The 23864-nt window shown below is 66.7% G+C and carries 25 protein-coding genes; 2 read left to right on the forward strand and 23 right to left on the reverse strand.

Translation table 11 applies throughout. The annotated features are described in order from the left end of the window. Positions 1-9: 9 nt before the first annotated feature. From dhaM to dacB, 22 genes are all read right to left on the reverse strand, one after another. Positions 10-717: a dihydroxyacetone kinase phosphoryl donor subunit DhaM gene (gene dhaM / locus LOC60_RS11210; RefSeq protein WP_230025199.1), complete on the reverse strand. Its 708-nt coding sequence runs from the start codon at positions 715-717 to the stop codon at positions 10-12. Further along, positions 714-1355: a dihydroxyacetone kinase subunit DhaL gene (gene dhaL, locus LOC60_RS11215; RefSeq protein ID WP_230025201.1), complete on the reverse strand. Its 642-nt coding sequence runs from the start codon at positions 1353-1355 to the stop codon at positions 714-716. Before dhaL ends, dhaM begins: the two co-directional genes overlap by 4 nt. A gap of 2 nt (positions 1356-1357) precedes the next feature. Further along, positions 1358-2359 (reverse strand): dihydroxyacetone kinase subunit DhaK, encoded by a 1002-nt coding sequence (gene dhaK / locus LOC60_RS11220; RefSeq protein ID WP_230025203.1) that lies wholly within the window; start codon positions 2357-2359, stop codon positions 1358-1360. Between the two features lie 203 nt (positions 2360-2562). Further along, positions 2563-2865 carry a CsbD family protein gene (locus LOC60_RS16425; protein WP_442860408.1) on the reverse strand — a complete coding sequence of 101 codons (303 nt, stop codon included), beginning with the start codon at positions 2863-2865 and terminating at the stop codon, positions 2563-2565. Positions 2866-2932: 67 nt separating this feature from the next. Further along, positions 2933-3448, reverse strand: a complete 516-nt coding sequence (locus LOC60_RS11230) for an amino-acid N-acetyltransferase (protein WP_230025205.1) — start codon at positions 3446-3448, stop codon at positions 2933-2935. Positions 3449-3590: 142 nt separating this feature from the next. Continuing rightward, on the reverse strand, positions 3591-6098 hold the full coding sequence (locus LOC60_RS11235; RefSeq protein ID WP_230025207.1) for an ATP-dependent Clp protease ATP-binding subunit: 2508 nt from the start codon (positions 6096-6098) through the stop codon (positions 3591-3593). 96 nt (positions 6099-6194) lie between these two features. Next, positions 6195-6521, reverse strand: a complete 327-nt coding sequence (locus LOC60_RS11240) for a histone-like nucleoid-structuring protein Lsr2 (protein ID WP_230025210.1) — start codon at positions 6519-6521, stop codon at positions 6195-6197. 276 nt (positions 6522-6797) lie between these two features. After that, positions 6798-8252, reverse strand: coding sequence for a lysine--tRNA ligase (gene lysS, locus LOC60_RS11250; protein WP_230025591.1), 1455 nt, complete (start codon positions 8250-8252; stop codon positions 6798-6800). A gap of 138 nt (positions 8253-8390) precedes the next feature. Next, positions 8391-9290: a pantoate--beta-alanine ligase gene (panC, locus tag LOC60_RS11255; RefSeq protein WP_269440194.1), complete on the reverse strand. Its 900-nt coding sequence runs from the start codon at positions 9288-9290 to the stop codon at positions 8391-8393. A 42-nt stretch (positions 9291-9332) separates the two neighbouring features. Next, positions 9333-10253: a Rossmann-like and DUF2520 domain-containing protein gene (locus LOC60_RS11260; RefSeq protein ID WP_230025214.1), complete on the reverse strand. Its 921-nt coding sequence runs from the start codon at positions 10251-10253 to the stop codon at positions 9333-9335. Next, positions 10240-11889: a PH domain-containing protein gene (locus tag LOC60_RS11265; RefSeq protein WP_230025216.1), complete on the reverse strand. Its 1650-nt coding sequence runs from the start codon at positions 11887-11889 to the stop codon at positions 10240-10242. Before LOC60_RS11265 ends, LOC60_RS11260 begins: the two co-directional genes overlap by 14 nt. Beyond that, positions 11886-12398 (reverse strand): PH domain-containing protein, encoded by a 513-nt coding sequence (locus tag LOC60_RS11270; protein ID WP_230025218.1) that lies wholly within the window; start codon positions 12396-12398, stop codon positions 11886-11888. Before LOC60_RS11270 ends, LOC60_RS11265 begins: the two co-directional genes overlap by 4 nt. Then, positions 12391-12891, reverse strand: a complete 501-nt coding sequence (locus tag LOC60_RS11275) for a DUF3180 domain-containing protein (protein WP_230025220.1) — start codon at positions 12889-12891, stop codon at positions 12391-12393. The genes LOC60_RS11270 and LOC60_RS11275 overlap by 8 nt, the downstream gene beginning before the upstream one ends. 4 nt (positions 12892-12895) lie before the next feature. Further along, positions 12896-13387 carry a 2-amino-4-hydroxy-6-hydroxymethyldihydropteridine diphosphokinase gene (gene folK / locus LOC60_RS11280; protein ID WP_230025221.1) on the reverse strand — a complete coding sequence of 164 codons (492 nt, stop codon included), beginning with the start codon at positions 13385-13387 and terminating at the stop codon, positions 12896-12898. Further along, positions 13384-13782 (reverse strand): dihydroneopterin aldolase, encoded by a 399-nt coding sequence (gene folB / locus LOC60_RS11285; protein WP_230025223.1) that lies wholly within the window; start codon positions 13780-13782, stop codon positions 13384-13386. Before folB ends, folK begins: the two co-directional genes overlap by 4 nt. A 6-nt stretch (positions 13783-13788) precedes the next feature. Further along, positions 13789-14694 carry a dihydropteroate synthase gene (gene folP / locus LOC60_RS11290; RefSeq protein WP_230025225.1) on the reverse strand — a complete coding sequence of 302 codons (906 nt, stop codon included), beginning with the start codon at positions 14692-14694 and terminating at the stop codon, positions 13789-13791. 7 nt (positions 14695-14701) lie between these two features. Then, positions 14702-15316 carry a GTP cyclohydrolase I FolE gene (gene folE, locus LOC60_RS11295; RefSeq protein ID WP_230025227.1) on the reverse strand — a complete coding sequence of 205 codons (615 nt, stop codon included), beginning with the start codon at positions 15314-15316 and terminating at the stop codon, positions 14702-14704. A 69-nt stretch (positions 15317-15385) separates the two neighbouring features. Beyond that, positions 15386-17470 carry an ATP-dependent zinc metalloprotease FtsH gene (ftsH, locus tag LOC60_RS11300; protein WP_230025229.1) on the reverse strand — a complete coding sequence of 695 codons (2085 nt, stop codon included), beginning with the start codon at positions 17468-17470 and terminating at the stop codon, positions 15386-15388. Between the two features lie 188 nt (positions 17471-17658). Next, positions 17659-18210, reverse strand: coding sequence for a hypoxanthine phosphoribosyltransferase (hpt, locus tag LOC60_RS11305; protein ID WP_227912540.1), 552 nt, complete (start codon positions 18208-18210; stop codon positions 17659-17661). 37 nt (positions 18211-18247) lie between these two features. Continuing rightward, on the reverse strand, positions 18248-19393 hold the full coding sequence (gene tilS / locus LOC60_RS11310; RefSeq protein WP_442860409.1) for a tRNA lysidine(34) synthetase TilS: 1146 nt from the start codon (positions 19391-19393) through the stop codon (positions 18248-18250). 7 nt (positions 19394-19400) lie between these two features. Further along, entirely contained in the window at positions 19401-20588 is a 1188-nt protein-coding gene (locus LOC60_RS11315) for a zinc-dependent metalloprotease (protein WP_230025231.1), read from the reverse strand. 81 nt (positions 20589-20669) lie between these two features. Beyond that, entirely contained in the window at positions 20670-22097 is a 1428-nt protein-coding gene (gene dacB, locus LOC60_RS11320) for a D-alanyl-D-alanine carboxypeptidase/D-alanyl-D-alanine endopeptidase (protein WP_230025233.1), read from the reverse strand. A gap of 212 nt (positions 22098-22309) precedes the next feature. On the opposite strand from dacB, the gene LOC60_RS11325 reads away from it, so the two are divergent. Then, a complete protein-coding gene (locus LOC60_RS11325; protein WP_230025597.1) occupies positions 22310-22852 on the forward strand; it encodes an inorganic diphosphatase in 543 nt (180 codons plus the stop codon). A 77-nt stretch (positions 22853-22929) separates the two neighbouring features. On the opposite strand, the gene LOC60_RS11330 is transcribed toward LOC60_RS11325, so the two are convergent. Continuing rightward, positions 22930-23142, reverse strand: a complete 213-nt coding sequence (locus LOC60_RS11330) for a hypothetical protein (protein ID WP_230025235.1) — start codon at positions 23140-23142, stop codon at positions 22930-22932. A gap of 85 nt (positions 23143-23227) precedes the next feature. Here LOC60_RS11330 and LOC60_RS11335 point away from each other — a divergent pair, with 85 nt between their 5' ends. Further along, positions 23228-23863, forward strand: a complete 636-nt coding sequence (locus tag LOC60_RS11335) for a hypothetical protein (RefSeq protein WP_230025237.1) — start codon at positions 23228-23230, stop codon at positions 23861-23863. Position 23864: the final 1 nt, after the last annotated feature.

A 23864-nucleotide genomic window follows, 5' to 3' on the forward strand; every position in this document is an offset into this window, starting at 1 on the left:
CCGGCGGGATCAGATTTCCCCGAACCCGTTCCGCACCTGCTCGGCCAGGAGCTCCACGGCCCTGGCCGCATCGGGTCCGGTGGCGGTGGCACTGAGCGTCTCGCCCGGCCGCAGGCCCAGCGTCATCAGCATCATGACCGATTTCCCGTCCACGCCGTTGATGGTGATCTCCGCGTCCAGGTCCGCCAGCAGCTGCGCCACGACCGAGGCCGGACGTGCGTGCAGTCCCATCGGGTTTACCAGCGTCCACGCACCGCTGGCGGAGTCTTCAGCGGACGCCCCGGAGGCAGGCGGCCCGGCGGATCCGTCGTCGGGCTGTGTGCCTGCCGGGGTGTAGGACGCCCCTGCCGACTCCGCGGCCGCCGTAACCTCGGCAACGTTCTTCCCGGTCTGTGCCGCGACTGCCGCTGCCACCGTGCCCTCCACCAGAGGCGCATCGGCCATCAGTACCCGATGCTGCTGCTCCGGTTCGAGGAACTCCAGCGCTGATTCCGCCGTCATCACTGCCGATCCAAGGTCCGTCAGAAGGACCGTGCCCTCGCCGGAGTCAGTCGCGCTAATACCGGTCATGATTTTTTCCAGGCTGGTGCCGATGCCGTCGTCGTCGGTGCCGCCCGCCGGAACTATCCGGACGTCGGCAGCCATCTGGGCCGCGAGCTCGCAGACACCCTCGGCCAGCTTCCGGCTGTGCGAAACAACTACCAGGCCGACGCTCACGCTGCCGTCTCCGCCGCCGAAACCGCTGCGTGCAGGATCAGGGCCGTGGACGCGGCCCCGGGATCCAGGTGCCCGGCGCTGCGTTCCCCCAGATAGCTGGCCCTGCCCTTGCGGGCGACAAGCGGCTCGGTACCGGCCAGTCCGGCCTCGGCAGCGTTGGCGGCGGCCGTGAGGATCTCCACCGGACCGGAGCCGGCGGCCTCCGCCGTCACGGCTGCATCCACCGCGGGCGTCCAGGCGTCGATCATGGTCTTGTCACCGGGCTCGGCCTTGCCGCGGGCTACTATTCCGTCCCGGGCGGCCGTCAGGACCGCCACCAGCCCGGCCGGATCGAGGACGGATGCGCTGCCCGCCGCGGTGGAGGCCCGCAGGAAGGCTGTCCCGTACAACGGACCGGCGGCGCCGCCGACCTTTGACATAAGGGTCATGGCAACCGTCTTAAACACCGCTCCGGGAGTCTCCGGCACGCCGTCGGCATCCAGTTTCTCCACGACCGCACTGAATCCGCGCTCCATATTCTCACCGTGGTCGGCGTCGCCGATTTCCCGGTCCAAAGTGGTCAGCCGCTGCCGGTTCTCATTCAGCGCAGTGGCGCTAAGGCGCATCCACTTATCCGCCCAGGCTGCATCCAGTTCCATCCCTACACTCCCCACCGCAGGGCCGGGGTGTTCACCGGCGAGTCCCACAGGTCCGTAAGTTCATCGTCCAGCCGGAGAACCGTCACGGACGCTCCCTCCATCTCCAGGGCGGTGATGTAGTTGCCCACCAGTGAGCGTTCCACCGTGGCACCGCGCCCTTCGAGGATCTGCGCCGCCCGGCGGTACACGATGTACAGCTCGCTCAGCGGGGTGCCTCCCATCCCGTTGACGAAGAGCAGCACCCTATCGCCGGAGGCGACCCCGAGGTCGCTCAGCACCGGTTCCATCAGCTGGTCCGTAATGGAATCCGCAGTGGTCATTGCCACCCGGTGCCGGCCGGGCTCTCCGTGGATCCCCACACCCATTTCGATCTCGTCTTCGGCCAGGGTGAAGCTCGGCTCGCCGGCGTGCGGCACCGTGCAGGGTGCGAGGGCAACACCCATCGAACGGACATTCGCGTTCACCCTCTCGGCGATTTCCGCCACCTTGCCGAGATCGTCCCCGCGGTCCGCGGCGCCCCCGGCAATCCGCTCCAGCAGCACGGTGCCGGCCACCCCGCGGCGGCCCGCCGTGTACGTCGAGTCTTCCACCGCGACGTCGTCGTTCACCACTACTGTGCGGATGTCGATGCCTTCGACACCCGCAAGTTCGGCAGCGGTCTCGAAGTTCAGGACGTCGCCGGTGTAGTTCTTCACCACGAGCAGCACGCCGGAACCCGAATCGCTCTTCACGATCGCCGGCAGGATCTGGTCCGGAGTGGGGGAAGTGAACACGGCACCGGGAACGGCTGCGGTCAGCATGCCCCGCCCCACATAACCGCTGTGCAGGGGTTCGTGTCCGCTGCCGCCGCCCGAAACGAGGCCCACCTTGCCCTGCACCGGAACGTCCCGCCGGAGCACATAATCCGGGTCCAAATGGATCTGGACCAGGTCGTGGTGGGCCATCCCGAAGCCTTCGAGTGATTCGGCTACCACCGAACGGGGATTGTTGATGAGTTTCTTCATGGCGCTGGGCTCCTTTGCGAACGGCTCCTGAGCCCCGCGGGCACGCCAAGGCTCCCTCTCCCCCAACGACCCTACCCGCGCGGGAAGCAGTTCAACAGGGGGTTCGCGTGCATCGCGCACCGGCATCGCTTTGGCCGCGCAAAAACCGTCCGGGCACACAAAAGCGGGAGGGGCGTACCCCTCCCGCTTTTGGAAAAAAGCTTTTACTTGCCCTTGAAAGCGTCCTTGACGTTTTCTCCGGCGTCCTTCAGGCTCGACTTGGCCTGGTCGCCGTGGCCTTCGGCTTCCATGCTTTCGTTGCCGGTTGCCTTGCCTACGCCTTCCTTGACCTTGCCGCCGAGGTTTTCTGCCTTGTTCTGCATCTTGTCATCTGCGCCCATTACTGAACCCGCTTTCTGATCGTGGCCCGTCGCAGCGCGGAACTGCTGCTGGTTCGCAGCTGCTCCCTGCTGTGCTGCGGCGGGACCGTTGATGATGCTAAGTACCCTGAGCCTATCCAGCTTCATCGAGAAATGGCCAGCAGAGTCCCCTCGGTTCCTCTCTCTGCGAACGCGCAGCGGGGCGGCCGCCGCCCTAGAACGAGCGGATCATCCGGGTATTCCCCAGGGTGTTGGGTTTCACCCGGGCGAGGTCCAGGAATTCAGCGACACCCTCATCGGAGGAGCGCAGCAACTCGGAGTAGACCTCCGGATCGACGGCTGACTGGTTGGCCATCACGTCGAACCCGTGCCGCCGGAAGAAGTCCACTTCGAAGGTCAGGCAGAAAACACGGGTGACGCCGATTTCCACTGCGTCCGCGAGAAGCTGCTCCAGCAGGCGGTGGCCGATTCCGCTGCCGCGCAGGGCCGGATCCGCGGCCAGCGTGCGCACCTCGGCCAGGTCTTCCCACATCACGTGCAGGGCCCCGCAGCCGACAATTCTCCCGTCGGCGTCCTCCGCCACCCGGAATTCCTGCAGCGCCTCGTAGTAGGCCACTGCCTCCTTGGCCACCAGGATCCGATCCTCGGCCAGGGGCGCAACGAGGGCACGGATGCCGGGAACGTCGGAGGTACGGGCTCGGCGGATGGTGATGGCGGGTACGGAAGTCACCGGCCCAGTCTAGGGCTGCCGGGGCTGCCGCGCCCAAACTTCGCCGCCCCGTTCGACGCCGGACGGCTGGCGGAATACGAAAGGACCCGGCGGGCTGTCTGCCCGCCGGGTCCTTTACCCATGCCTTGGTTGCCAGACGATGTTACTCGCTGACGCCGGCTTCGATTGCCGGGGCGGCTTCCTCAATGGCCTTCGGAACGCCGCTGCCGACGAAGGTGAACTTCGCTTCGTCGCCTTCGCCCTCGACATCCACCGAGATGACTTCGCCGGGCTTCAGCTCGCCGAAGAGGATCTTCTCGGACAGCTGGTCCTCGATTTCGCGCTGGATGGTCCGGCGCAGCGGCCGGGCACCCATTGCGGGATCGTAGCCGCGCGTTGCCAGCAGCACCTTGGCGGCCGGGGTGAGCTCGATGCTCATGCCCTTCTCGGCCAGGCGCTGGCCCAGGCGGTTCAGGAAGAGGTCCACAATCTGGACGATCTCTTCCTGGGTCAGCTGCGGGAAGACCACGGTGTCATCAACACGGTTGAGGAACTCGGGGCGGAAGTGCTGGCGCAGCTCCTCCGTGACCCGTGCCCGCATCCGGTCGTAACCGGTCTTGGTGTCCGTGCCGGACTGGAAGCCGGTCATAACGCCCTTGGAGATGTCCTTGGTACCAAGGTTGGTCGTCATGATGATGATGGTGTTCTTGAAGTCCACCATCCGGCCCTGGGCGTCGGTCAGGCGGCCGTCTTCCAGGATCTGCAGCAGCGAGTTGAAGAGGTCCGAGTGGGCCTTCTCCACTTCGTCGAACAGCACCACGGAGAACGGACGGCGGCGGACCTTCTCGGTCAGCTGCCCGCCCTCTTCGTAACCCACGTATCCGGGAGGGGCACCGAACAGGCGCGAGACCGTGTGCTTCTCGGCGTATTCGGACATATCCAGGGTGATGAGGGCGTCTTCGTCACCGAACAGGAACTCGGCAAGGGCCTTGGCCAGCTCGGTCTTACCGACACCGGTGGGACCGGCGAAGATAAACGAGCCGCCCGGACGCTTGGGGTCCTTCAGCCCGGCCCGCGTACGGCGCATGGCCTGCGAGATGGACTTGATGGCCTGGTCCTGGCCGATGACCCGCTTGTGCAGTTCGTCTTCCATCCGCAGCAGGCGGGTGGACTCTTCCTCGTTCAGCTTGACCACGGGGATGCCGGTGGAGTTGGCAAGCACCTCGGCGATGAGTTCCTCATCCACCTCGGCAATGTCATCCAGGCCGCCGGACTTCCACTGGCGTTCCTTCTCTGCGCGCTGGTCCTGGAGCTTCTGCTCCTTGTCGCGCAGCGACGCGGCACCTTCGAAGTCCTGGGAGTCGATTGCCGACTCCTTCTCCATCTTCAGCGCCGAGATCCGCTCGTCGATTTCCTTCAGCTCCGGCGGAGCCGTCATCCGGCGGATCCGCAGGCGGGCGCCGGCCTCGTCAATCAGGTCGATTGCCTTGTCCGGAAGGAACCGGTCACTGATGTACCGCTCGGCCAGCGTTGCTGCGGAAGCCAGTGCGGCATCGGTGATGGATACGCGGTGGTGCGCTTCGTAGCGGTCACGCAGGCCCTTGAGGATCTCGATGGCGTGCGCCACCGAGGGCTCGGCAACCTGGATCGGCTGGAAGCGGCGCTCCAGCGCGGCATCCTTCTCGATGTGCTTGCGGTACTCGTCCAGCGTGGTGGCGCCGATGGTCTGCAGCTCGCCCCGGGCCAGCATCGGCTTCAGGATCGACGCGGCATCAATAGCGCCCTCGGCGGCACCCGCACCCACAAGGGTGTGGATCTCGTCAATGAACAGGATGATGTCGCCGCGGGTGCGGATTTCCTTGAGGACCTTCTTCAGGCGTTCCTCAAAGTCACCGCGGTACCGCGAACCGGCAACCAGTGAACCAAGGTCCAAGGTGTACAGCTGCTTGTCCTTGAGGGTCTCGGGCACGTCGCCCCGCACGATCGCCTGGGCCAGGCCCTCGACGACGGCGGTCTTGCCGACGCCGGGCTCGCCGATCAGGACAGGGTTGTTCTTGGTCCTGCGTGAAAGCACCTGCATCACGCGTTCCATTTCATGCTCGCGCCCGATGACCGGGTCGAGCTTGGATTCACGCGCGGCCTGTGTGAGGTTGCGGCCGAACTGGTCCAGCACCACGGATCCGGCGGGCTGGCCTTCCTGCTGCTGGCCACCGGTGGAGACGGGCTCCTTGCCCTGGTAGCCGGAAAGCAGCTGGATGACCTGCTGGCGGACGCGGTTCAGGTCAGCACCAAGCTTGACCAGCACCTGCGCGGCCACGCCTTCACCTTCACGGATCAGGCCGAGCAGGATGTGTTCGGTGCCGATGTAATTGTGGCCGAGCTGCAGGGCTTCACGGAGCGAGAGCTCCAGCACCTTCTTGGCCCGCGGGGTGAAGGGGATGTGGCCGGTCGGGGCCTGCTGGCCCTGACCGATGATCTCCTGCACCTGCTCGCGGACAGCACCAAGCGAGATGCCCAGGGATTCAAGGGCCTTAGCAGCGACACCTTCACCCTCATGAATGAGCCCAAGCAAAATATGCTCGGTGCCGATGTAGTTGTGGTTGAGCATGCGGGCCTCTTCTTGGGCAAGCACGACAACGCGACGGGCACGGTCGGTAAATCTTTCAAACATGAGGCACACTCCTAGCTAACGCGTAATTCGATGCTACGTGCCCCAGGGGTGCAATAGGAGCTTGTTCGCCATGGGCGTGAGACCTAAGCGGTATGCCTAGCCCTGCGCTGCCCGGTAGGCGTCGATGATCTCGCTGTTGACACGGCCGCGCTCGGAAACGGTGTAGCCGTTCTTACGGGCCCATTCGCGGATCTGTGCCGCTTCATTGCTACGTGCGGATCCGGTGCTGCGCGGACGGCCGGTACGGCCGCCAACCTTGCGGCCGGCATCGACATAGGGCTTCAGTGCATCGCGGAGAGTTTTCGCATTGTCTTTCGACAGATCAATCTCGTACTGTGACCCGTCCAGGGCAAACCGTACGGTCTCATCGGCACTTCCGCCGTCGACGTCATCCACGAGAATGATTTTTACTTTTTGCGCCATGACAGGCTCCTAAGCAGCTAAATATGGGAAGACTAATTATGAGACCACTTAGAGTATGACGCAATTAGTAAAGCCCCGTCAAAGTACTTGGCTATTTATTCTCTTCTTCACTCGGTTTCTTCAAAGCTTCATGGGCTACACTCTGGTCAGCTTCCCGTTCCGCCTCCGCAAGCGCCTGCCGCTCCGACCGGTCTGAGTTAAGCAGTGCCCTCATCACGAAATAAAAGAGAGCTGCAACACAAACTGAAGGCAGGAGAACTTCTACATATTCCATGGCTAACCCATTTCCGGCTTTAGGAGGGGAAACAGAATTGTTTCCCTGATTCCTGTATTCGTGAAAAGCATCACAAGGCGGTCAATTCCCAGGCCAATGCCGCCCATGGGAGGAGCGCCGTATTCCAACGCCCGCAGGAAGTCCTCATCCAGGGCCATGGCTTCGTCATCGCCGCCCGCCGCCAGCAGGGACTGCTCCGTGAGGCGTTCGCGCTGGATAACCGGGTCAATTAGTTCCGAGAAGGCCGTGCCGCGTTCCATGCCGCCGATAATGAGGTCCCAGGCCTCGATCAGGCGGGGGTCCTCGCGGTTGGGGCGGGCCAGCGGCTGTGCCGACGGCGGGTAGTCGTAGACGAAGGTCGGCTGCAGCAGCGTCGGCTCCACAATCTCGCCGAACAGTTCAATAACCAGCTTTTCCGCGTCCCACTTCGGATCCACTTTCACGCCGTGCTTTTCTGCAATGTCCCTCAGTGCTGCGGCGTCGGTATCGGGGGTGATCTCCGTGCCCACCGCTTCGGACAGGCCCGGATACACGCTTAGCCAGCGCCACTCGCCGTCGAGGTCAATGGTGCCGGCCGCGGTTTCAATCTTTCGGCTGCCCATGAGGTCAGCGCAGTGCAGGATGATTTCCTTCATCCGCTCGGCCATCACGAACTGGTCCGCGTAGGCCTCATAGCATTCCAGCGTGGTGAATTCGGGGGAATGCGTGGAGTCCACGCCTTCGTTGCGGAAAATGCGTCCGATCTCGAACACCCGCTCGATCCCGCCGACTACCGCCCGCTTAAGGTACAGCTCGGTGGCGATGCGCAGTGTCATCTTCTGGTCGAAGGCGTTCAGGTGCGTTTCGAACGGCCGTGCCGCGGCACCGCCGTGCACCAGCTGCAGCATGGGGGTTTCCACCTCCACATAGCCGTGGCCGTGGAGGGTGTCACGCACCCCGCGGATGACTGCGGCCCGCTTGTAAACCATGTCGCGCGCTTCGTCGCGCACCATCAGGTCCACGTAGCGCTGGCGGACGCGGGTTTCCTCGCTCAGTCCGGCGTGCAGCACCGGCAGCGGCCGCAGGGCCTTGGACGCCATGGACCAGGACTGCGCCATCACCGAGAGCTCGCCGCGGCGGGAGGAGATGACCTCGCCGCGGATGAAGACAATGTCGCCCAGGTCCACCAGGGACTTCCAGTCCGCGAGGGATTCCTCGCCGACGACGGCGAGGCTGAGCATGGCCTGCAGCCTGGTTCCGTTGCCTTCCTGCAGGGTGGCGAAGCAGAGCTTTCCGGTGTTGCGGATGAAGACCACACGGCCGGTAACGCCCACGGTTTCCCCGCTGGCTTCGTCGGCCTGCAGGTGGCCGAATTTTTCGCGGACTTCCTTCAGCGAGGCGGTGCGTTCCACCCCTACCGGGTAGGCCTCGTCCCCGCGGTCAATCAGCCGCGCACGCTTCTCGGCACGGATGCGCATTTGTTCGGAGGTGTCTGCGGCTTCGGGAACGGGGTTAGATGTGGTCACGGTTATTAAGTTTACAGAGCAAAGCGCCGCTCCCGGTTCCTGCGCTCCGTACGCCCTCCGGGTGGGGCGCACGGAGTACAGGTACTTTCGCTAGGGCAGCAGGGTGTTGTCGATCAGGCGGACCGGACCAACCCGTGCGGCCAGCAGTGCCAGCGCGGTCCCTGCCAGCGGCTCGGCGGCGGCGCCGGGAAGCGGCTCAAGGGTCTGCGGATCCACCACCTCGAAATAATCCAGTTCCACGCCGGGCTGCGACGCGACGAGTTCGACGGCGGAGGCGGGGTCCAGCGGCCTGCCCGCTGCAGAGCGTTCCTTCAGCAGGTTCAGCGCCCGGGACAGCACGAGCGCTGCCTGCCGCTGGCCGGCGTCCAGGAAACGGTTCCGGCTCGACTCGGCGAGTCCGTCGGCGGCCCGGACAATCGGCACACCGGTGACCTCCACGTCGAAGTTCAGGTCCGACACCATCCGCCGGATCAGGGCCAGCTGCTGCGCGTCCTTCTGGCCGAAGTAGGCCCGGAAACGTGCCGGAACCGGCGGGGCCGCGAGGTGGAAAAGCTTGGCCACCACAGTGAGTACGCCATCGAAATGGCCCGGCCGGACGGCGCCCTCCCACCGGGTGCCCATGGTGCCGGCACTCAGGCGCACCAGCGGAGCGCCGCCGGGGTACATTTCCTCCTCGGACGGGGCGAAAACCAGGTCCACGCCGGCCCGGCCCAGGAGCTCCAGGTCCGCGTCGAGGGTGCGGGGGTACCGCTCCAGGTCCGCGGGATCATCGAACTGGAGGGGATTGACGAACACGGACGCAGTCACGACGTCGTTGTCCGCCCGGGCGGCGCCCATCAGGGCGCCGTGACCTTCGTGCAGGGCCCCCATGGTGGGAACCAACGCGAGGGAGGGCGGGCGGGAGGGGTTCGCGGCAGCGGCTTTTTCGAGCAGCTCTTCCGTGGCGGTGCGGAGTTCGGCGGCAGTGGTGACGAGGCGGGGGGTGTTCAACGCTGTCCTTCTGTTTTTTCGGTTCTTCGGTTTTTAGGTTTTTCAGGGATCCTGCGGGTCCCGGAGGGCGGCCAGGATGGCTTCGCCCTGCTGCGGGGTAAGCAGTCCGCGGTCAACGGCCCGGGAGGCTGTGGCGGCAGAGAGTGCGGCATAGGCGGCGCGGAGGTCTTCCGTACCTGCCGAGGCAAGGGCACGGGTATGCGCGGACACGGTACCGACGTCGCCGCGGGCCACCGGACCGGTGAGGGCGCCTTCGCCGGAGGCCAGCGCGTTTTCCAGCGACGCCCGCATCAGCGGGCCCAGCAGCCGGTCCGGGTATTCGACTCCGAGGCCGGCCAGCAGCTGCGTGGACTGGGCGGCGAGGGTGACCAGATGGTTGGAGGCATGGGCGAGGGCTGCGTGGTAGAGCTCGCGGTCCGCGTCGTCGATGACCACCGGTTCGGCACCCATCTCCACCACCAGCGCCTGGGCGATCGGCAGGACGGCGGCAGGGGCGCTGATGCCGAACGAGCAGTCAGCCAGGCGGGTCAGGTCCAGGCTCATGCCGGTGAAGGTCATGGCCGGATGCAGGGCCAGCGGGATGGCACCGGCAGCCCGGGCCGGGGCAAGGATCTCGGTGCCGAACCGGCCGGACGTGTGGGCCACAAGCTGGCCGGCCTGCCAGGCACCGGTTTTCGCCAGTCCGGACACCAGCGGGCCCAGGGCGTCGTCCGGAACTGCCAACAGGACCAGTTCGGAGCGTTCCACAATGTCCGGGATCTCAAGGATCGGCACTCCGGGAAGGAGGTTTTCGGCCCGTTCCCGGCTGGCATCGGACACCGCGGACACGCCGACGACGGCGTGCTCGGCTGCGCGCAGGGCAGCGCCAAGGACGGCGCCGACCCGGCCCGCACCGATAACGCCGACGCCCAGCCGGCCGCGGCGCCTGCGGTCTTCGACGCTGGCTGAATCAGCGGTGTTCATGGGGAGGCTCCTCCTTGGAGACGGGTGGTGGGGCAACTGGGGCGGAGGGTGGGGAAACAGGCGTGGGTGGCGGGGAAACAGGGGTGGAGGGTGGGGCAACTGGGGTGGGCGACGGCGGAACCGGCGCCGTGCCGGCGGGCGGGGACTTGGCCAGGGACGGGCCGGACCCGCGCAGCCACTGTTCCGGGAGGTCACGGCGGCGGGCGGTCCGGGCACGCAGCGCCTGCTCGTGGAGCAGTTGCCGTGCGGTGTCCGCATCGATTTCCACCACTCGCGGGGAAACCGGTCCGGGTGTGGAGTGCAGGACCAGGTCCGCCAGGCGCAGCCGGCGCGCAACCGGCCCCTGTTCCAGGGCGAGGGACTGGGTCCTGCTGTGCGGAACCACCTGCAGCGACCGCCAGAGGAAGCCATGCCGGGACAGGAGAGCGGTTTCCGTGACCAGGTAGCCGTTCCGCCGCCGGGAAAGCGGGGAAAGCCAGCGTGCACGCCGGGGCGAGACAGTGAAACCCGCTGCCGGGCCGGTCCCGCTGATACCGGCGGCAAACACCTCCACGGGGTCCCCGGTTCCGGGGTCGGGAAGGACCAGGGCCAGCATGCGCAGGACCTCCTCGGAGGTTCCGGCGGGCAGCAGCCGGGTGCGTGCGGTTGACGCGCCGTCGGTGCCGGCGCCGTATCCGGCAACGTTCACGGAAATCGAATACCACCCTGGAATCCGCCACAGGGGTGGCTGCCGGACGGCCAGGGCCTGGATCCGACCCGGCGGAACGGTGGAGGCGCGGGTGTCCAGCAGCCCGGAGCGGAGCCGGATCCCCTCCCGCGACACGGAGGCACGGAAGTTGAAGCCGGAACTGAACAGGTTCCAGTACGCACTGCCGAATCCAAAGATGATCGGCACCATGGCGGCGATGGAGGCGGCCTCGCCGGTGAGCGCCGTCAGGGCAATAACGCCGGCGACTGCCAGCACCAGGAGGACGGTGGTTCCGGACAACAGGACGGAAGCGATCACGCGTCCGGCCGACAGTGCCAGCACCTGCTGTTCGCCCGGCACTGTCGCGTCCCCGGCGTCGCCGTCGCCGTCGGGGTGCGTTTCTTCGGCTCCGGAGGCGTCCTCGAGGATCTGCGCGCGTAGCTGCTGTGCATCCCGGAGCCGGAGGAACGCCAGGCGCACCGCCGACTCACCGGCGTCGGCCACTTCGAAGCGCAGTTCCGCCAGCCCGAAAATCCTGGCAAGCAGGGGTTGGACTATATCGATGGCCTGCACCCGGTCCAGCCGGGCCTGGCGCTGCCGGCGTACAACCACGCCCGAATGCACCCGGATGTGGTCGTGGGTGAGCTGATAACGGGTAAACCACCAGGACAGGAAGAAGGCGCCGGCAATAACCACCAGGGCAACCCCCAAAGCCAGGAGGGTCCAGAAGAGTGCGGAACCAGCCGGGAGGTCCATGCCGCCGCCGGCAAAGCCCGACTCCACCTGGTCCCTGCCGACAAAATAGGCGAGGGCAGCCAGTGCTATCCAGCCGCGGACCAGCGGAGATACCGGATGAACCCGTTTCCATTCGGGTTCGGTCCCTACTGCCGGATCCGGGCCGGCGGCTTCCGGCTCCTCTCCCGGGCCCCGGGTGGCGCCGGCGCTCACAGTCCGGCCAGCTGCGCTTCGCCGCGGGCGGACAAATGCTCCCGCAGGCGTGCGCCTTCGGCACTCGGCAGTCCGGCAAGGCCGGCATTGGTACCGGGGGCGGCGGTGTGGAGTTTCAGGGTGCACAGCCCGAAGGCCCGTTCCAGGGGTCCCACAGCTACATCCACGTACTGCATCCGGCCATAGGGAACCACCAGGGTGCGCTGGAAGAAGATGCCCCGGCGAAGCAGCAGGTCCTCATTGCGCTCGGCATAACCGATGGCCCGGACCTGCCGTGGAAGCAGGAGCCCGCGCCACAGCAGGGTCGCGGCAAAGAAGATCGGCAGCCCCCAGGCCAGCCACGCCGGATACCCGGGCCAGATTCCAGTGAGGCGCAGTACCAGCGGAAGGCCGGTCACCAGCAGCGTGATCACCGTTTCAAGGCCCCAGCTCAGCAGCCGCAGCCGCAGATACTTCGGGGAGACGTGCTGCCATTGCACCGTTGCCGGGTCAATTGCCTCACTAGGCATATTCTCCGCCCTCCCCCGCGCCGTCCGCGGAGCCGCTGCCGTTCCCGTCCTTGTCAACGGGGGGCAGTTTACAGAACCGCTCCACGGTAAGCCCCGTGGCGATCATCAGGATTCCCCCTGCGCTGACGGCCAGGGATGCCCACGTGCCCGCGTGCCCCGGCCGCAGCGACCACAGGGGCAGCTGGGTGAGGAAGATGGCGGCATGCCAGCCGAGCAGCAGGGCACCGGCGTAGGCAAGTGCCTGCGCCAGGACAACCGTGCGGGCGGCGGCAATGGGGTCCAGCTCCCGGTCCCGCCGGCCGTTGCGCCAGCTGCGCACCCGCAGTCCGAGGAAGAGGGTGGCACCGGCCACCAGGATGATGGCCACCAGCGCCACCGGGCTCAGCACGGGTGCGGGGTAGCCGTTTTGCGACAGGAAGGAGTTCGCGGCCCACCCCACAAGGCCGGCGGCGAGACCGATGACGGCCAGCCACCGATAGCGGATGGTGCTCACGGGCTCATTCTCCTTCGAAGATTTCGAGTCCGGGAAGGTCCTCGGCGCGGGCCGCCAGCTCGGCCACGGACACCGAATCCAGCTGCGCGTCCGGTTCCATCCAGGCCCAGGGCTGCAGGACGAAGGCCCTTGTCGCTGCCCGGGGGTGCGGAATGGTGAGGTCCTCGTCAGCCAGGTGCAGGTCGCCGTAGGTGATGATGTCGACGTCGAGGGTCCGCGGGCCCCAGCGGACAATACGTTCGCGGTGGTGGCGGGCTTCGACGACCTGGCAGTGTGCCAGGAGGGCGTGCGGCTCCAGGTCGGTTTCGATCGCCACCACCAGGTTGAGGTAGTCGGGCTGCTCAGGGCCGCCGACCGGACGCGTACGGACCACGGGGGACACCGCGCTCAGCCGCACCTGCGGATGGTCGGCCAGGTCGGCTACCGCCGTGGAGAGGGTGTCGCGGCTTTCGCCCAGGTTGCTTCCGAGGGCCAGGACGGAATGGACGGTGCTCATGCCCGCTCCCGGTGGATGGTTACGGCCACATCGCCGAATTCCACCGTGATCGGCGCCTTCGGCTTATGCACCGTGACCTCCACTGCGGACAGGACGGAAAAGGACGCCAGGACGGTGTCGGCAATCCTGCCTGCCAGCGCCTCGATCAGGTTCAGCGGCTCCCCGGTGATGGCCTGCACCACACACTCGGCAACTTCGCCGTAATGCGCCGTCAGCGTCAGGTCATCCGTGGCAGCTGCCGGTCCCAGGTCGGTGAACAGGACCAGGTCCACGATGAAGGGCTGGCCGTCCCGCCGTTCCTCGTCAAACACGCCGTGGAAACCCGTGGCGGTGATGCCGCTGAGGGTAATCCGGTCCTGTGTCCCGCGAAGGGCCGCGACTGAGGTGCTCGGCATCTGCCTCTACCCTTTCCAGGCTGCAGCGACTTTGACGGCGTCGAGGCTGGCCGGCACGTTGTGCACGCGCACCGCCCACACTCCGGCGGAGGCCGCCAGCGCGGACACCGCCACCGTCGCGTTGTCGCGTTCCAGCGGCTGGGCCGCCTTCCCGTAACTGGTGAGCAGCGAGCCCAGGAAACGCTTGCGGGAGGCCCCGACCAGCACCCGGTGGCCCAGGGCGCCGAGGCGGTCGATTCCGCGCAGCAGCTCCCAGTTCTGCTCGGCGTTCTTGGAGAAACCCAGCCCCGGATCAAGGATGATCTGTTCGGGCGCGACGCCCGCGGCGTAGAACCGGTCGCGGATCTTCACCAGTTCCGCGGCCACCTCTTCGACGACGTCGGCGTAGCTGGCGTTGGGGTCATTGCTGCGGACGTTGCCGCGGCTGTGCATAAGGATGTAGGAAACCCCTGTCCGCGCAACCAGCCCGGGCATCTCCGGATCCGTGTCGGTGCCCGACACGTCGTTGATGACCGCGGCACCGGCAGCAACGGCCTTTTCAGCCGTGGCAGCGTTCATGGTGTCGATGCTGATGAGGGCTCCCGCACGGACCAGGGCCTCGACCACGGGCAATACCCGCGCCTGCTCCTCCTCCGGGGAAACCCGGACGGAGTCAGGACGGGTGGACTCGCCGCCGACGTCGATGATGTCCGCGCCTTCGTAATGCATCTTCAGTCCCGCGCGGATTGCCGCGTCGGTGTCGGCAAACTGCCCGCCGTCGCTGAAGGAATCCGGCGTGACGTTGAGGACGCCCATAACCAGGGTGCGGTCAGCGGGAAGGTCGGAAAGCGTGCGCGCCCTGCGGGCGGGCCGCACTACGGGCAGCGGCGAGGTTGCCGGTCCGGTGCCGGGTGCGGCAGCGAGTGAATCCATGGTGGTCCTATCGTCCTAGTATCAGGCTCATTGCTTCGGCGCGGGTCGCGGTCTCGCGCAGCTGGCCGCGCACCGCCGAGGTAACGGTCTTGGCGCCCGGCTTGCGGACCCCGCGCATCGACATGCAGAGGTGCTCGCATTCAATAACCACTATGGCACCGCGGGGGGAAAGATTGGACATCAGTGCGTCCACGATCTGCGTGGTCATCCGCTCCTGGACCTGGGGCCGTCGGGCGTAGACGTCGACGAGCCGGGCAAGCTTCGACAGGCCGGTTACCTTGCCGTCGTGGGAAGGAATGTAGCCGATGTGCGCGCTGCCGTGGAACGGCACCAGATGGTGTTCGCAGGTCGAGTAGAAGGGAATGTCCTTGACCAGGACCATTTCCTCGTGGTCCAGGTCAAACGTGGTTGCCAGCAGGTCCGAGGGGCTCTGGTGCAGGCCGCCGAAGATCTCGGTGTAGGACTTGGCCACCCGGCTGGGGGTTTCCCTTAAACCGTCGCGGTCCGGGTCCTCCCCGATGGCGAGGAGGATCTCCCGGACCGCACGTTCAATCCTTGGCTGATCCACGGGGGAATCGGCTGCTGCTTCGGCAGTCAGCAGTTCATCGTCGAAATCGGTCACTGGTCGATCCTATCGCGCCGGAACTCCGTTCCCCGGCGGTGCCGGGCGGCCCCGCAGGACCGCCCGAACCTACGCCTCGGGGGGCGTGCTGCCGCTGCTTCCGCTCCGGCCGGAATGGCTGCCGTTCCCGCTGCCCTGGGGCAGTCCGTTGCTGGACACATCGAAGTCCTGCGGCAGGTCGGCGTCGGCAATCTGGTCCTGGGGAGCAACCGACGCCGGATCCGGGGCGCCGAGTTCCCGAGCCTGGCGCCGTTCCTTCTGGGAGACCACCGGCGGCGTGCTGTGGACCGGGCGGGTGGGCTTGGACAGCCAGACCTCCCGGACGTCGCGCTTGCGGACATCGGAGAAGACCTCGGCGATCTCCGCCTGGTTCAGCGTCTCCCGCTCCAGCAGCTCCAGCGCGAGCCGGTCGAGGACGTCGCGGTTCTCGGTGAGGATCTGGTATGCCTCGTCATGGGCGTTGTCCAGCAGGCGCCGGACCTCCTCGTCCACCACGTAGGCCACCTGGTCGGAGTAGTTGCGCTCCTGGCTCATGTCCCGGCCCAGGAAAGGCTCGCCGCCGCCGGAGCCGAGCTTGACCGAACCGATCCGCTCGCTCATGCCGTACTGGGTGACCATCTTGCGGGCCGTGGACGTGGCCTTTTCGATGTCGTTCGAGGCGCCGGTGGAGGGGTCGTGGAAGACGATCTCCTCGGCGACGCGGCCGCCCATTGCGTAGGCGAGCTGGTCCAGCAGCTCGTTGCGGGTCACCGAGTACTTGTCGTCCTGGGGCAGGACCATGGTGTAACCGAGTGCCCGGCCGCGCGGCAGGATGGTCACCTTCGTGACCGGGTCCGTGTTCCGCAGCGCCGCAGCCACGAGGGCGTGTCCGCCTTCGTGGTAGGCGGTGATCTTGCGTTCCAGTTCCTTCATCACGCGGCTGCGCTTCTGCGGGCCGGCGATCACGCGGTCGATGGCCTCGTCCAGTGCGCGGTCGTCAATGAGGTCCGCGTTGGAGCGGGCGGTCAGCAGCGCCGCTTCGTTGAGCACGTTGGCAAGGTCCGCACCGGTGAACCCCGGAGTCTTGCGGGCCACGGTCTCGAGGTCAACGCCGGGAGCCATCGGCTTGCCCTTGGCGTGGACCTGCAGGATGTGCAGGCGGCCCTGCATATCGGGTGCCTCGACGCCGATCTGGCGGTCGAAGCGGCCCGGACGCAGCAGTGCCGGGTCCAGGACGTCCGGCCGGTTGGTGGCGGCGATCAGGATGACGTTGGTGTTGCCGTCAAAACCGTCCATTTCCACCAGCAGCTGGTTCAGCGTCTGCTCGCGTTCGTCATTGCCGCCGCCCACGCCAGCTCCGCGGTGGCGGCCGACGGCGTCGATCTCGTCCACGAAGATAATGGCCGGCGAGTTGGCCTTGGCCTGCTCGAAGAGGTCGCGGACGCGGGAAGCGCCCACACCAACGAACATTTCAACGAAGTCGGAACCGGAAATCGAGTAGAACGGCACGCCGGCCTCGCCGGCGACGGCGCGGGCCAGCAGGGTCTTGCCGGTTCCGGGAGGGCCGTACAGCAGCACACCCTTGGGGATCTTCGCGCCCACGGCCTGGAACTTGCCCGGATCCTGCAGGAATTCCTTGATCTCGTGCAGTTCCTCGACGGCCTCGTCGGCGCCGGCGACGTCGTCGAAGGTTACCTGCGGCATGTCCTTATTGGTCAGCTTGGCCTTGGACTTGCCGAACTTCATGACCTGGGAGCCGCCGCCCTGCATGCGGGACATCAGGAACCAGAAAATCAGGCCGATGATGATGAACGGCAGGAACAATCCGAGGAAGCTGGTGAACCAATTGGTCTGCACCGGCTGGTCGGTGTAATTTGCCCCGGAATCGTTGACCGCCTGGACTATTTCCTCGCCGCGCGCAGTGCTGAAGTAGAACTGGACGTCGCTGACGCCCTTGTCGTCAACGCCGCTGTCATTCAATGTCAGGTCAACCCGCTGCTCGCCGTCATAGATCTTCGCCTGCGAGACTTTGTCCTGGTCGAGAAGCTCTATGCCTTCCTTGGTGTCCACTTGCGTGGCCCTGGTGGCAGTAAGGCTCGGGACAAGGATCAAAAGAGCGGCCACTGCCAGCGCGATCCAAAAGACCGGGCCCTTGAAGAAGTTCTTGGATTTCATTCGTCGTCAGGGCTAATGCCCCGTCCCTCCTGGTCAACAACGCTGGTATGCGCGGAATTTACCTACTAGCTATACACCGTCCCCCAGAAGAACACGGTCCGGGGAGGGGATTAGTTCCCTCAGGGCGTAGAGCATTGCGTCCGTGACGGCCCCCTTGGCGGGGACGGGGAGAAACGGGGCCGGAACCGTTATTCGTAAACGTGCGGCGCGAGGGTGCCGATGAAGTCCAGGTTGCGGTAGCGCTCTGCAAAGTCCAGGCCGAAACCGACGACGAACTCGTTGGGGATTTCATAACCGACGTACTTAACGTCGATTTCCACCTTGGCTGCATCGGGCTTGCGCAGCAGGGTGCAGATTTCCACGCTGGCCGGGCCGCGGGATTCCAGGTTGGTACGCAGCCAGGAAAGCGTCAGGCCGGAGTCGATAATGTCTTCGACAATCAGCACGTGCTTGCCGAGCAGGTCCGTCTCAAGGTCCTTGAGGATACGGACGACGCCGGAGGACTGCGTGCCGGAACCGTAGGAGGACACTGCCATCCAGTCCATCGTGACGTGGCTGTGCAGGGCGCGGGAAAGGTCTGCCATCACCATCACGGCGCCCTTGAGCACGCCGACCAGCAGGACATCACGGCCGGCGTAGTCGCGGTCAATTTCGGCCGCCAGTTCCGTGATCCGGGTTTGGATCTGTTCCTTGGTGTAGAGAACGTGCTTGAGATCTGACTGGACGTCGTGTGAATCCACGAATGACTCCCGGGTGCGAAGTGTTGCAGCTTGGATGTTAGGTGCTGCTCTTTTTCCTAAAAACAAGATTGCCATAGCTTGAGGCACCGTGGTGAACCGATTTGGCCCGCGGCTGGCGGTACACGCTGACTTTCCCCACCAACTGGACCGGCCCCGCGGACCCGGTGCGGCGCAGCAGGGACTGGACTGCAGCGAGTCGTTCGTAGCTCGGCTGCGCCCCGCCCAGGGCGAGCGCGGCGAGGGCCAGGACACGGTGGCGGACGGCGGGGGCAAGGTTACGCAGCTGCGCTTCGGGCAGCAGCAGCTCGCCCGATTCCGGGTCGCTGCCTTCCGGTGCAGCGGCCAGCAGGTCCTCGAAGGCCTGTGCTGCCACGGCGTCCAGATAGTCGGCATCGGCGGAGAGGATACGTGAGGAACGGAACAGCGCCTCGGCGATGCCCGGGCCCAGTTTGTCCTCCAGGAACGGCAGCACTTCGGTGCGCACCCGGGACCGGGCGTACGCGGGATCCCGGTTGCTGGGATCGTGCCAGGGGTCCAGTCCGGCGTGCTCGCAGATCTCGACCGTCTGCTCCCGGCGCAGGCCCAGGAAGGGCCGCAGGTATTTTCCCCGCGCAACGGGCATCCCCGCCAGGGAGCGCGTGCCGGAACCGCGCATCAGGCCCAGCAGCACCTGCTCGGCCTGGTCATCGAGGGTGTGGCCCAGCAGGACGGCATCGGCCGACAGTTCCTCCACTGCGGCGTCCAGCGCCGCGTACCGGACGGTCCGTGCCGCCGCTTCGGGTCCCATCCCGGAGGCGGGTACTTCCACCTGCCGCACCAGCACGGGTTGCAGTCCCATTCCTTCCAGCTTTTCCCGGGCCCGGTCGGCCACCTCGGCGCTGCCCGGCTGCAGGCCGTGGTCAACGACGACGGCGCCCACGCGGTAGTCGCCGCGCCGGGAGAAGAACGAGGCGGCCAGGGCCAAAGCCAGGGAATCGGGACCACCGCTGCAGGCAACCAGGATCAGCGGCGGATGGCCGCCGCCCGGTGCCAGGCCGGCGTCCCGCAGGGTGTCGCGGATACTGTTGCGGGCGTCCCCCAGCGTCGGAAGGAGCCGTTTGCGTACCCGCGGGGCGGGGCGGGCGGCGGCAGATGCCGCGCTGCCTTCTGTGGAGCCGGAGTTGTTGGAGTTTTCGTCGAGCACGTTTTTGTTACAGTCCCATCCGGGCAATCCATAGGTCCGCGGAGTGGATCTCCGCTTCTGTCGGGAGGTTTTCGGGGCGTTCCCACACCCGGTTGAAGCCGTCCATGCCCACCTGGTCCGTGACCGCGCGGACAAAGCGGGCGCCGTCGCTGTACTGGCGCATCTTGGCATCCAGCCCCATGATCTGGCGGAAGAAGCGGTCAATCCAGCCCCGCTTGGCGCCCCGGTTGTTGAACCGCCGCCGGATGGTCTTGACGCTGGGCACGATGCTGGCGTCCACTGCGTCCATGACCACATTCGCGTGGCCTTCCAGGAGCGACATAACGGCCGTCAGGTGCGAGAGGCGTTCCTTGTCCTCGGGATCCTGCAGCAGGGAAAGCAGGTCCACGGACTTGTTCGGCACACCGTCCGCATCCACGCCGCCCTTGGGCGCGGCCAGTGCCTTCACCGCGGAACCGAGCCGTTCGGAGATGGTCTGCGCCTTGTCCATCATGCCGTTGGAGAGCTGGCTGATCTGCTCCAGCATGTGCCCGCGCAGCCACGGCGCAGCAGCAAACTGCACCCGGTGGGTCTGTTCGTGCAGGCAGACCCAGAGGCGGAAGTCGGCCGGTTCCACGTTCAGTTCGCGTTCCAGCGTGACAATGTTCGGCGCCACCAGCAGCAGCCGCCCGCCGGGTTTGCCGACGCCGCCCAGGGCGGCGAAGGGATCGTACTGGCCCAGGACCTTGCTGGACAGGAAGGCGAGGATGGTGCCCAGCTGCGCGCCGGTCATGGTTCCGCCCAGTGCTGTATTGGCGGCCGCCAGCTGTTCCGGCCGGGTTTCGGCCAGGTGCTGCAGGGCCGGACCCATCAGGACGGAGAAGCTCTGCGAGTTCGCGCGGGCCCAGGAGGCCCGGTCCACAATCAGCACGTCCGAGTCCCGCAGGTCCCGGGCGGCCTCCAGCCCGGTGATGCGGTGGACGTGGGCCACGGAGGCGTCTGCGGCAGCACGCAGGTCCGCGACTGCATCGCGGATCTCCTTGGCGGACATCTTCGGCCCGGGTGCCACCATGGCCGCGGCGGTGGATGCTGCCAGGTCCCAGTTCACCAGCGACGGCGCGCCGGCGGACTGGTGGGCGTCGGTGTTCTGCCCGGCGGAGTTCCGCCCGGCGGGGGCGGAAGGCGCGGGGACAGGTGTTCGCTCGTTGCTCTCCATTGCTCCATTCGACCACATTGCCTTCCGCTGCCACACCACCGTCCCGGGAACGGAACGGCTGGCCGCCGGTTCCCCGCGGCCCTACCTGCACCCGCAGCCGGCCAGTACCGCGGCGGCGGAATCCACGGCGTCCCGTGCCTGCTGCGTGTTTCCGTCCAATCCGCTGCCGATAAAGGTGAAGGCAAGTACCCGGCCGTCGGCGTCCGTGGCGTAACCGGTCAACGCTGTGACTGCCAGCAGGGTGCCTGTCTTGGCGCGCACAATTCCCGCCGCGGAGGAATCGGAGATTTCGTCGTAGCGTCCGGACAGCGTGCCGGTTAGCGCCGCAACGGGCAGGCTGCCCGCCACGGACCGAAGATCGGGATCCGTAGTAGTCAGCAGGATCTGCATCAGCGAGGTCAGCTGCGCGGCGGACACCGAGGTTTCACCGGACAGGCCGCTGGCGTCTCCGAGCACCATTGCCGTGGTGTCCACGCCAAGGGCGGCCACTTCTGCTTGAACTGTTTCGGTTCCTCCGGCAAATGATGCCTCGCGGCCCGCAGCTGCTGCGCTCAGCCGGGCCAGCACTTCGGCCAGGTAGTTGTCCGAATTCAACAGCATGTAATCAACTTGTTCGGCCAGCGGCGCGGAGCGGACCTCGGCGAGGGCAACGGCTCCGGCCGGTGCGGTGCCGCGCTCTACGTACGGGTCCACGTTGATGCCCTCGGATGCCAGGGCGGCAGCGAGCGCGGCACGGTAGGACTCCCCGGCGGACAGGGCGGCGTCGTCAACCCGGGGTCCCGGCCCGGTGCCCTCCTGCACCCACGCCGAGCTCACCGCCAGGGAGTGGATCGGTGCGATCTCGCCGGCTTCGACGTCGGCCTCCCCCCAGGCATCCGAGAGCGCCGGGCCGGTGAACAGCGAATCATCCACCAGGACCTTGACGGGTCCGGTGGTCCCGTCGGCGGCAAGTGCCGCCGCGGTCTGTTCCGCCAGGGTGGTGAGGCCGGCGCGTCCGGCCACGGAGTCCGGGTCCGAAGTTCCGGCAGTCAGCAGCACGTCTCCGCCCCCGCGCAGGACCACTGTTCCGGGGTCCTCCCCCGGCAGTGCGGCGGTGGCAAAGCGGGTGTCGGCGTCCATCGCCGACAGCGCCGCCGCCGCGGTCAGGACCTTGAGGCTGGAGGCCGGGGCGACTCCGGCCGCGCCGTTGCGGTCATACAGCACGGTACCGGTCAGCGCGTCCTGCACCACGGCGGAGAAACTGCCGCTGCCCTCAACCACCAGTGCGGCGTCCAGCAGCCGGGCCAGGACTTCCCTGTCCGGCATCGGGTCCGCTGCCTGCGGCGCGGACACCGGTCCGCCGTCCGCCAGTTCCGCGGGTGCTTCCTGGTAGTCGGGGACAACCTCGGCGCGCTGCAGCCGTTCACCGCGCCAGGCTTCGGCAACCGGAGGGAGGGCATAGCAGGCCAGCGGAACCAGCAGCACTGCAAAGGCCAATGCCAGCAGCATGCCGGAGAACATCCGAGACATGTCCCACCGGTTCTTTCACTCGCGCCGGCAAACCCGGCCAACGGGTCCTGTGCATGGTTCGCCGCGCAGGACATATATCTTTAAGACTAGACCGACGCCGGCGCCCTTCCCGACCTTTGCGGTCCGGGGCACGTCGGCGCAAGATCCGTAAGAAGTCTTTCCAGTGGTTCCTCCGCGGGCCACGCCAGTGAGGAGCCACAATGAAGCCTGAAATGAAGCTCGACGTCACCATCGAGATCCCCAAGGGATCCCGGGTCAAGTACGAAATCGACCACGAAACGCACCGCCTGCGCCTGGACCGTGTCCTGTTCACGGCCATGGCCTACCCCACCCACTACGGCTACTTCGAGAACACCCTGGGTGAGGACGGCGATCCGCTGGACGCCCTGGTGATGCTGCAGGACTTCGACCTGATGCCGGGCGTGCTGGTGGAATCCCGCCCCATCGGCGTATTCAACATGGTCGATGACGGCGGCGGAGACGCCAAGGTCCTGTGCGTACCGGTGGACCCGCGCTTTGACCACATCCAGGACCTCTCGGACGTGTCCGACTTCCTGCTGGATGAAATCAAGCACTTCTTCACCAAGTACAAGGACCTGGAGCCGGGCAAGTGGGTGGAAGCCGCTGACTGGGCCGGCCGCGAAGCTGCCGAAGCCGAGGTCACCGCTTCCCTGGCCCGCTACCAGGCGCACGGCGAAGGCCACGAAGAGGACGAGGCCCAGGGCCGCGCCGTCGACGCCGACCCGATCAACTAGCATTCAGCGTCACGACGGCGGCCGTTCCCCCAGGGGGACGGCCGCCGTCGGCGTTTAACCGGCGTTATCCGCAGCGGTCAGCGGCCGCCTGTCCTCCGCCGGGCCCAGGCACGCAGGTCTCCGGCATGGGTCCGGGCCGGAAAGACCGCCACAAAGACGGCGACCGCGAGGAGGATCCAGCTGGAGGTCAGCCAGGCTGCCCAGAGTCCCAGGAGGACAACTCCCGCGGAAAACAGCAGGGGAAGCAGCGGGCGGCGGTCCGGGCGCGGGTCTTGCTCCTGGTTGATCATGCGGCCGACTCTACCGGGGCGGGCACTGTGGCGCGCCGCAACCGCATTTGGTTGTTTTCCAGGGCAGGTCTGACATGCTGGGGCCATGCATTTTGTGCTGACCATCAACCAACGGGATTCCCGGGAGGTCGGGGACCTGGTTCCGGACCTGATCCGGTCCCTGCGGCATCTGCCGGCTGCGGTTCCCTTCCAGCGCACCGTCGGTGACGAAGCCCAGGGGGTGCTGACGGATGCAGCCACTGCGGTGGAAGCGGCACTGACAGCAGTCCGGGAGCGCCGCTGGCACGTAGGGGTGGGAGTCGGGGAACTCCAGGTTCCGTTACCGGCCAATCTCAAGGACGCGCGGGGCTACGGGCTGGTCTATTCGCGGCGCGCCGTGGAGCGTGCCCAGCGCACCGGTGACCGCGTCCCGCTGGCCGTGGACGGCCCGGATGCCGAACTGGCAGCAGAGGCGGAGGCCGTGCTGCGCCTGCTGGGCCTCATTGTGGCCGCCCGGTCCGAAGCCGAGTGGAAGGTGCTGGACCTGATGACCCCCGGAGCCCGCGGGCAGCAGAAGTTTGTTGCCCAGGAGCTGGGGATCACCGCGCAGGCCGTGAGCAAGGCAGTGGTCCGGTCCCACTGGAGCGAGGAATGGGCCACCCGCCCGGCCGCTGCACGGCTGCTGGGGCTGGCCTACGGCCCGGCGTCGCTTCCGCCGGCCGCACTCCCCTACCTGGGGTGAG

It is taken from the genome of Arthrobacter sp. zg-Y769 (assembly GCF_020907405.1).
Lineage (GTDB): Bacteria > Actinomycetota > Actinomycetes > Actinomycetales > Micrococcaceae > Arthrobacter_B.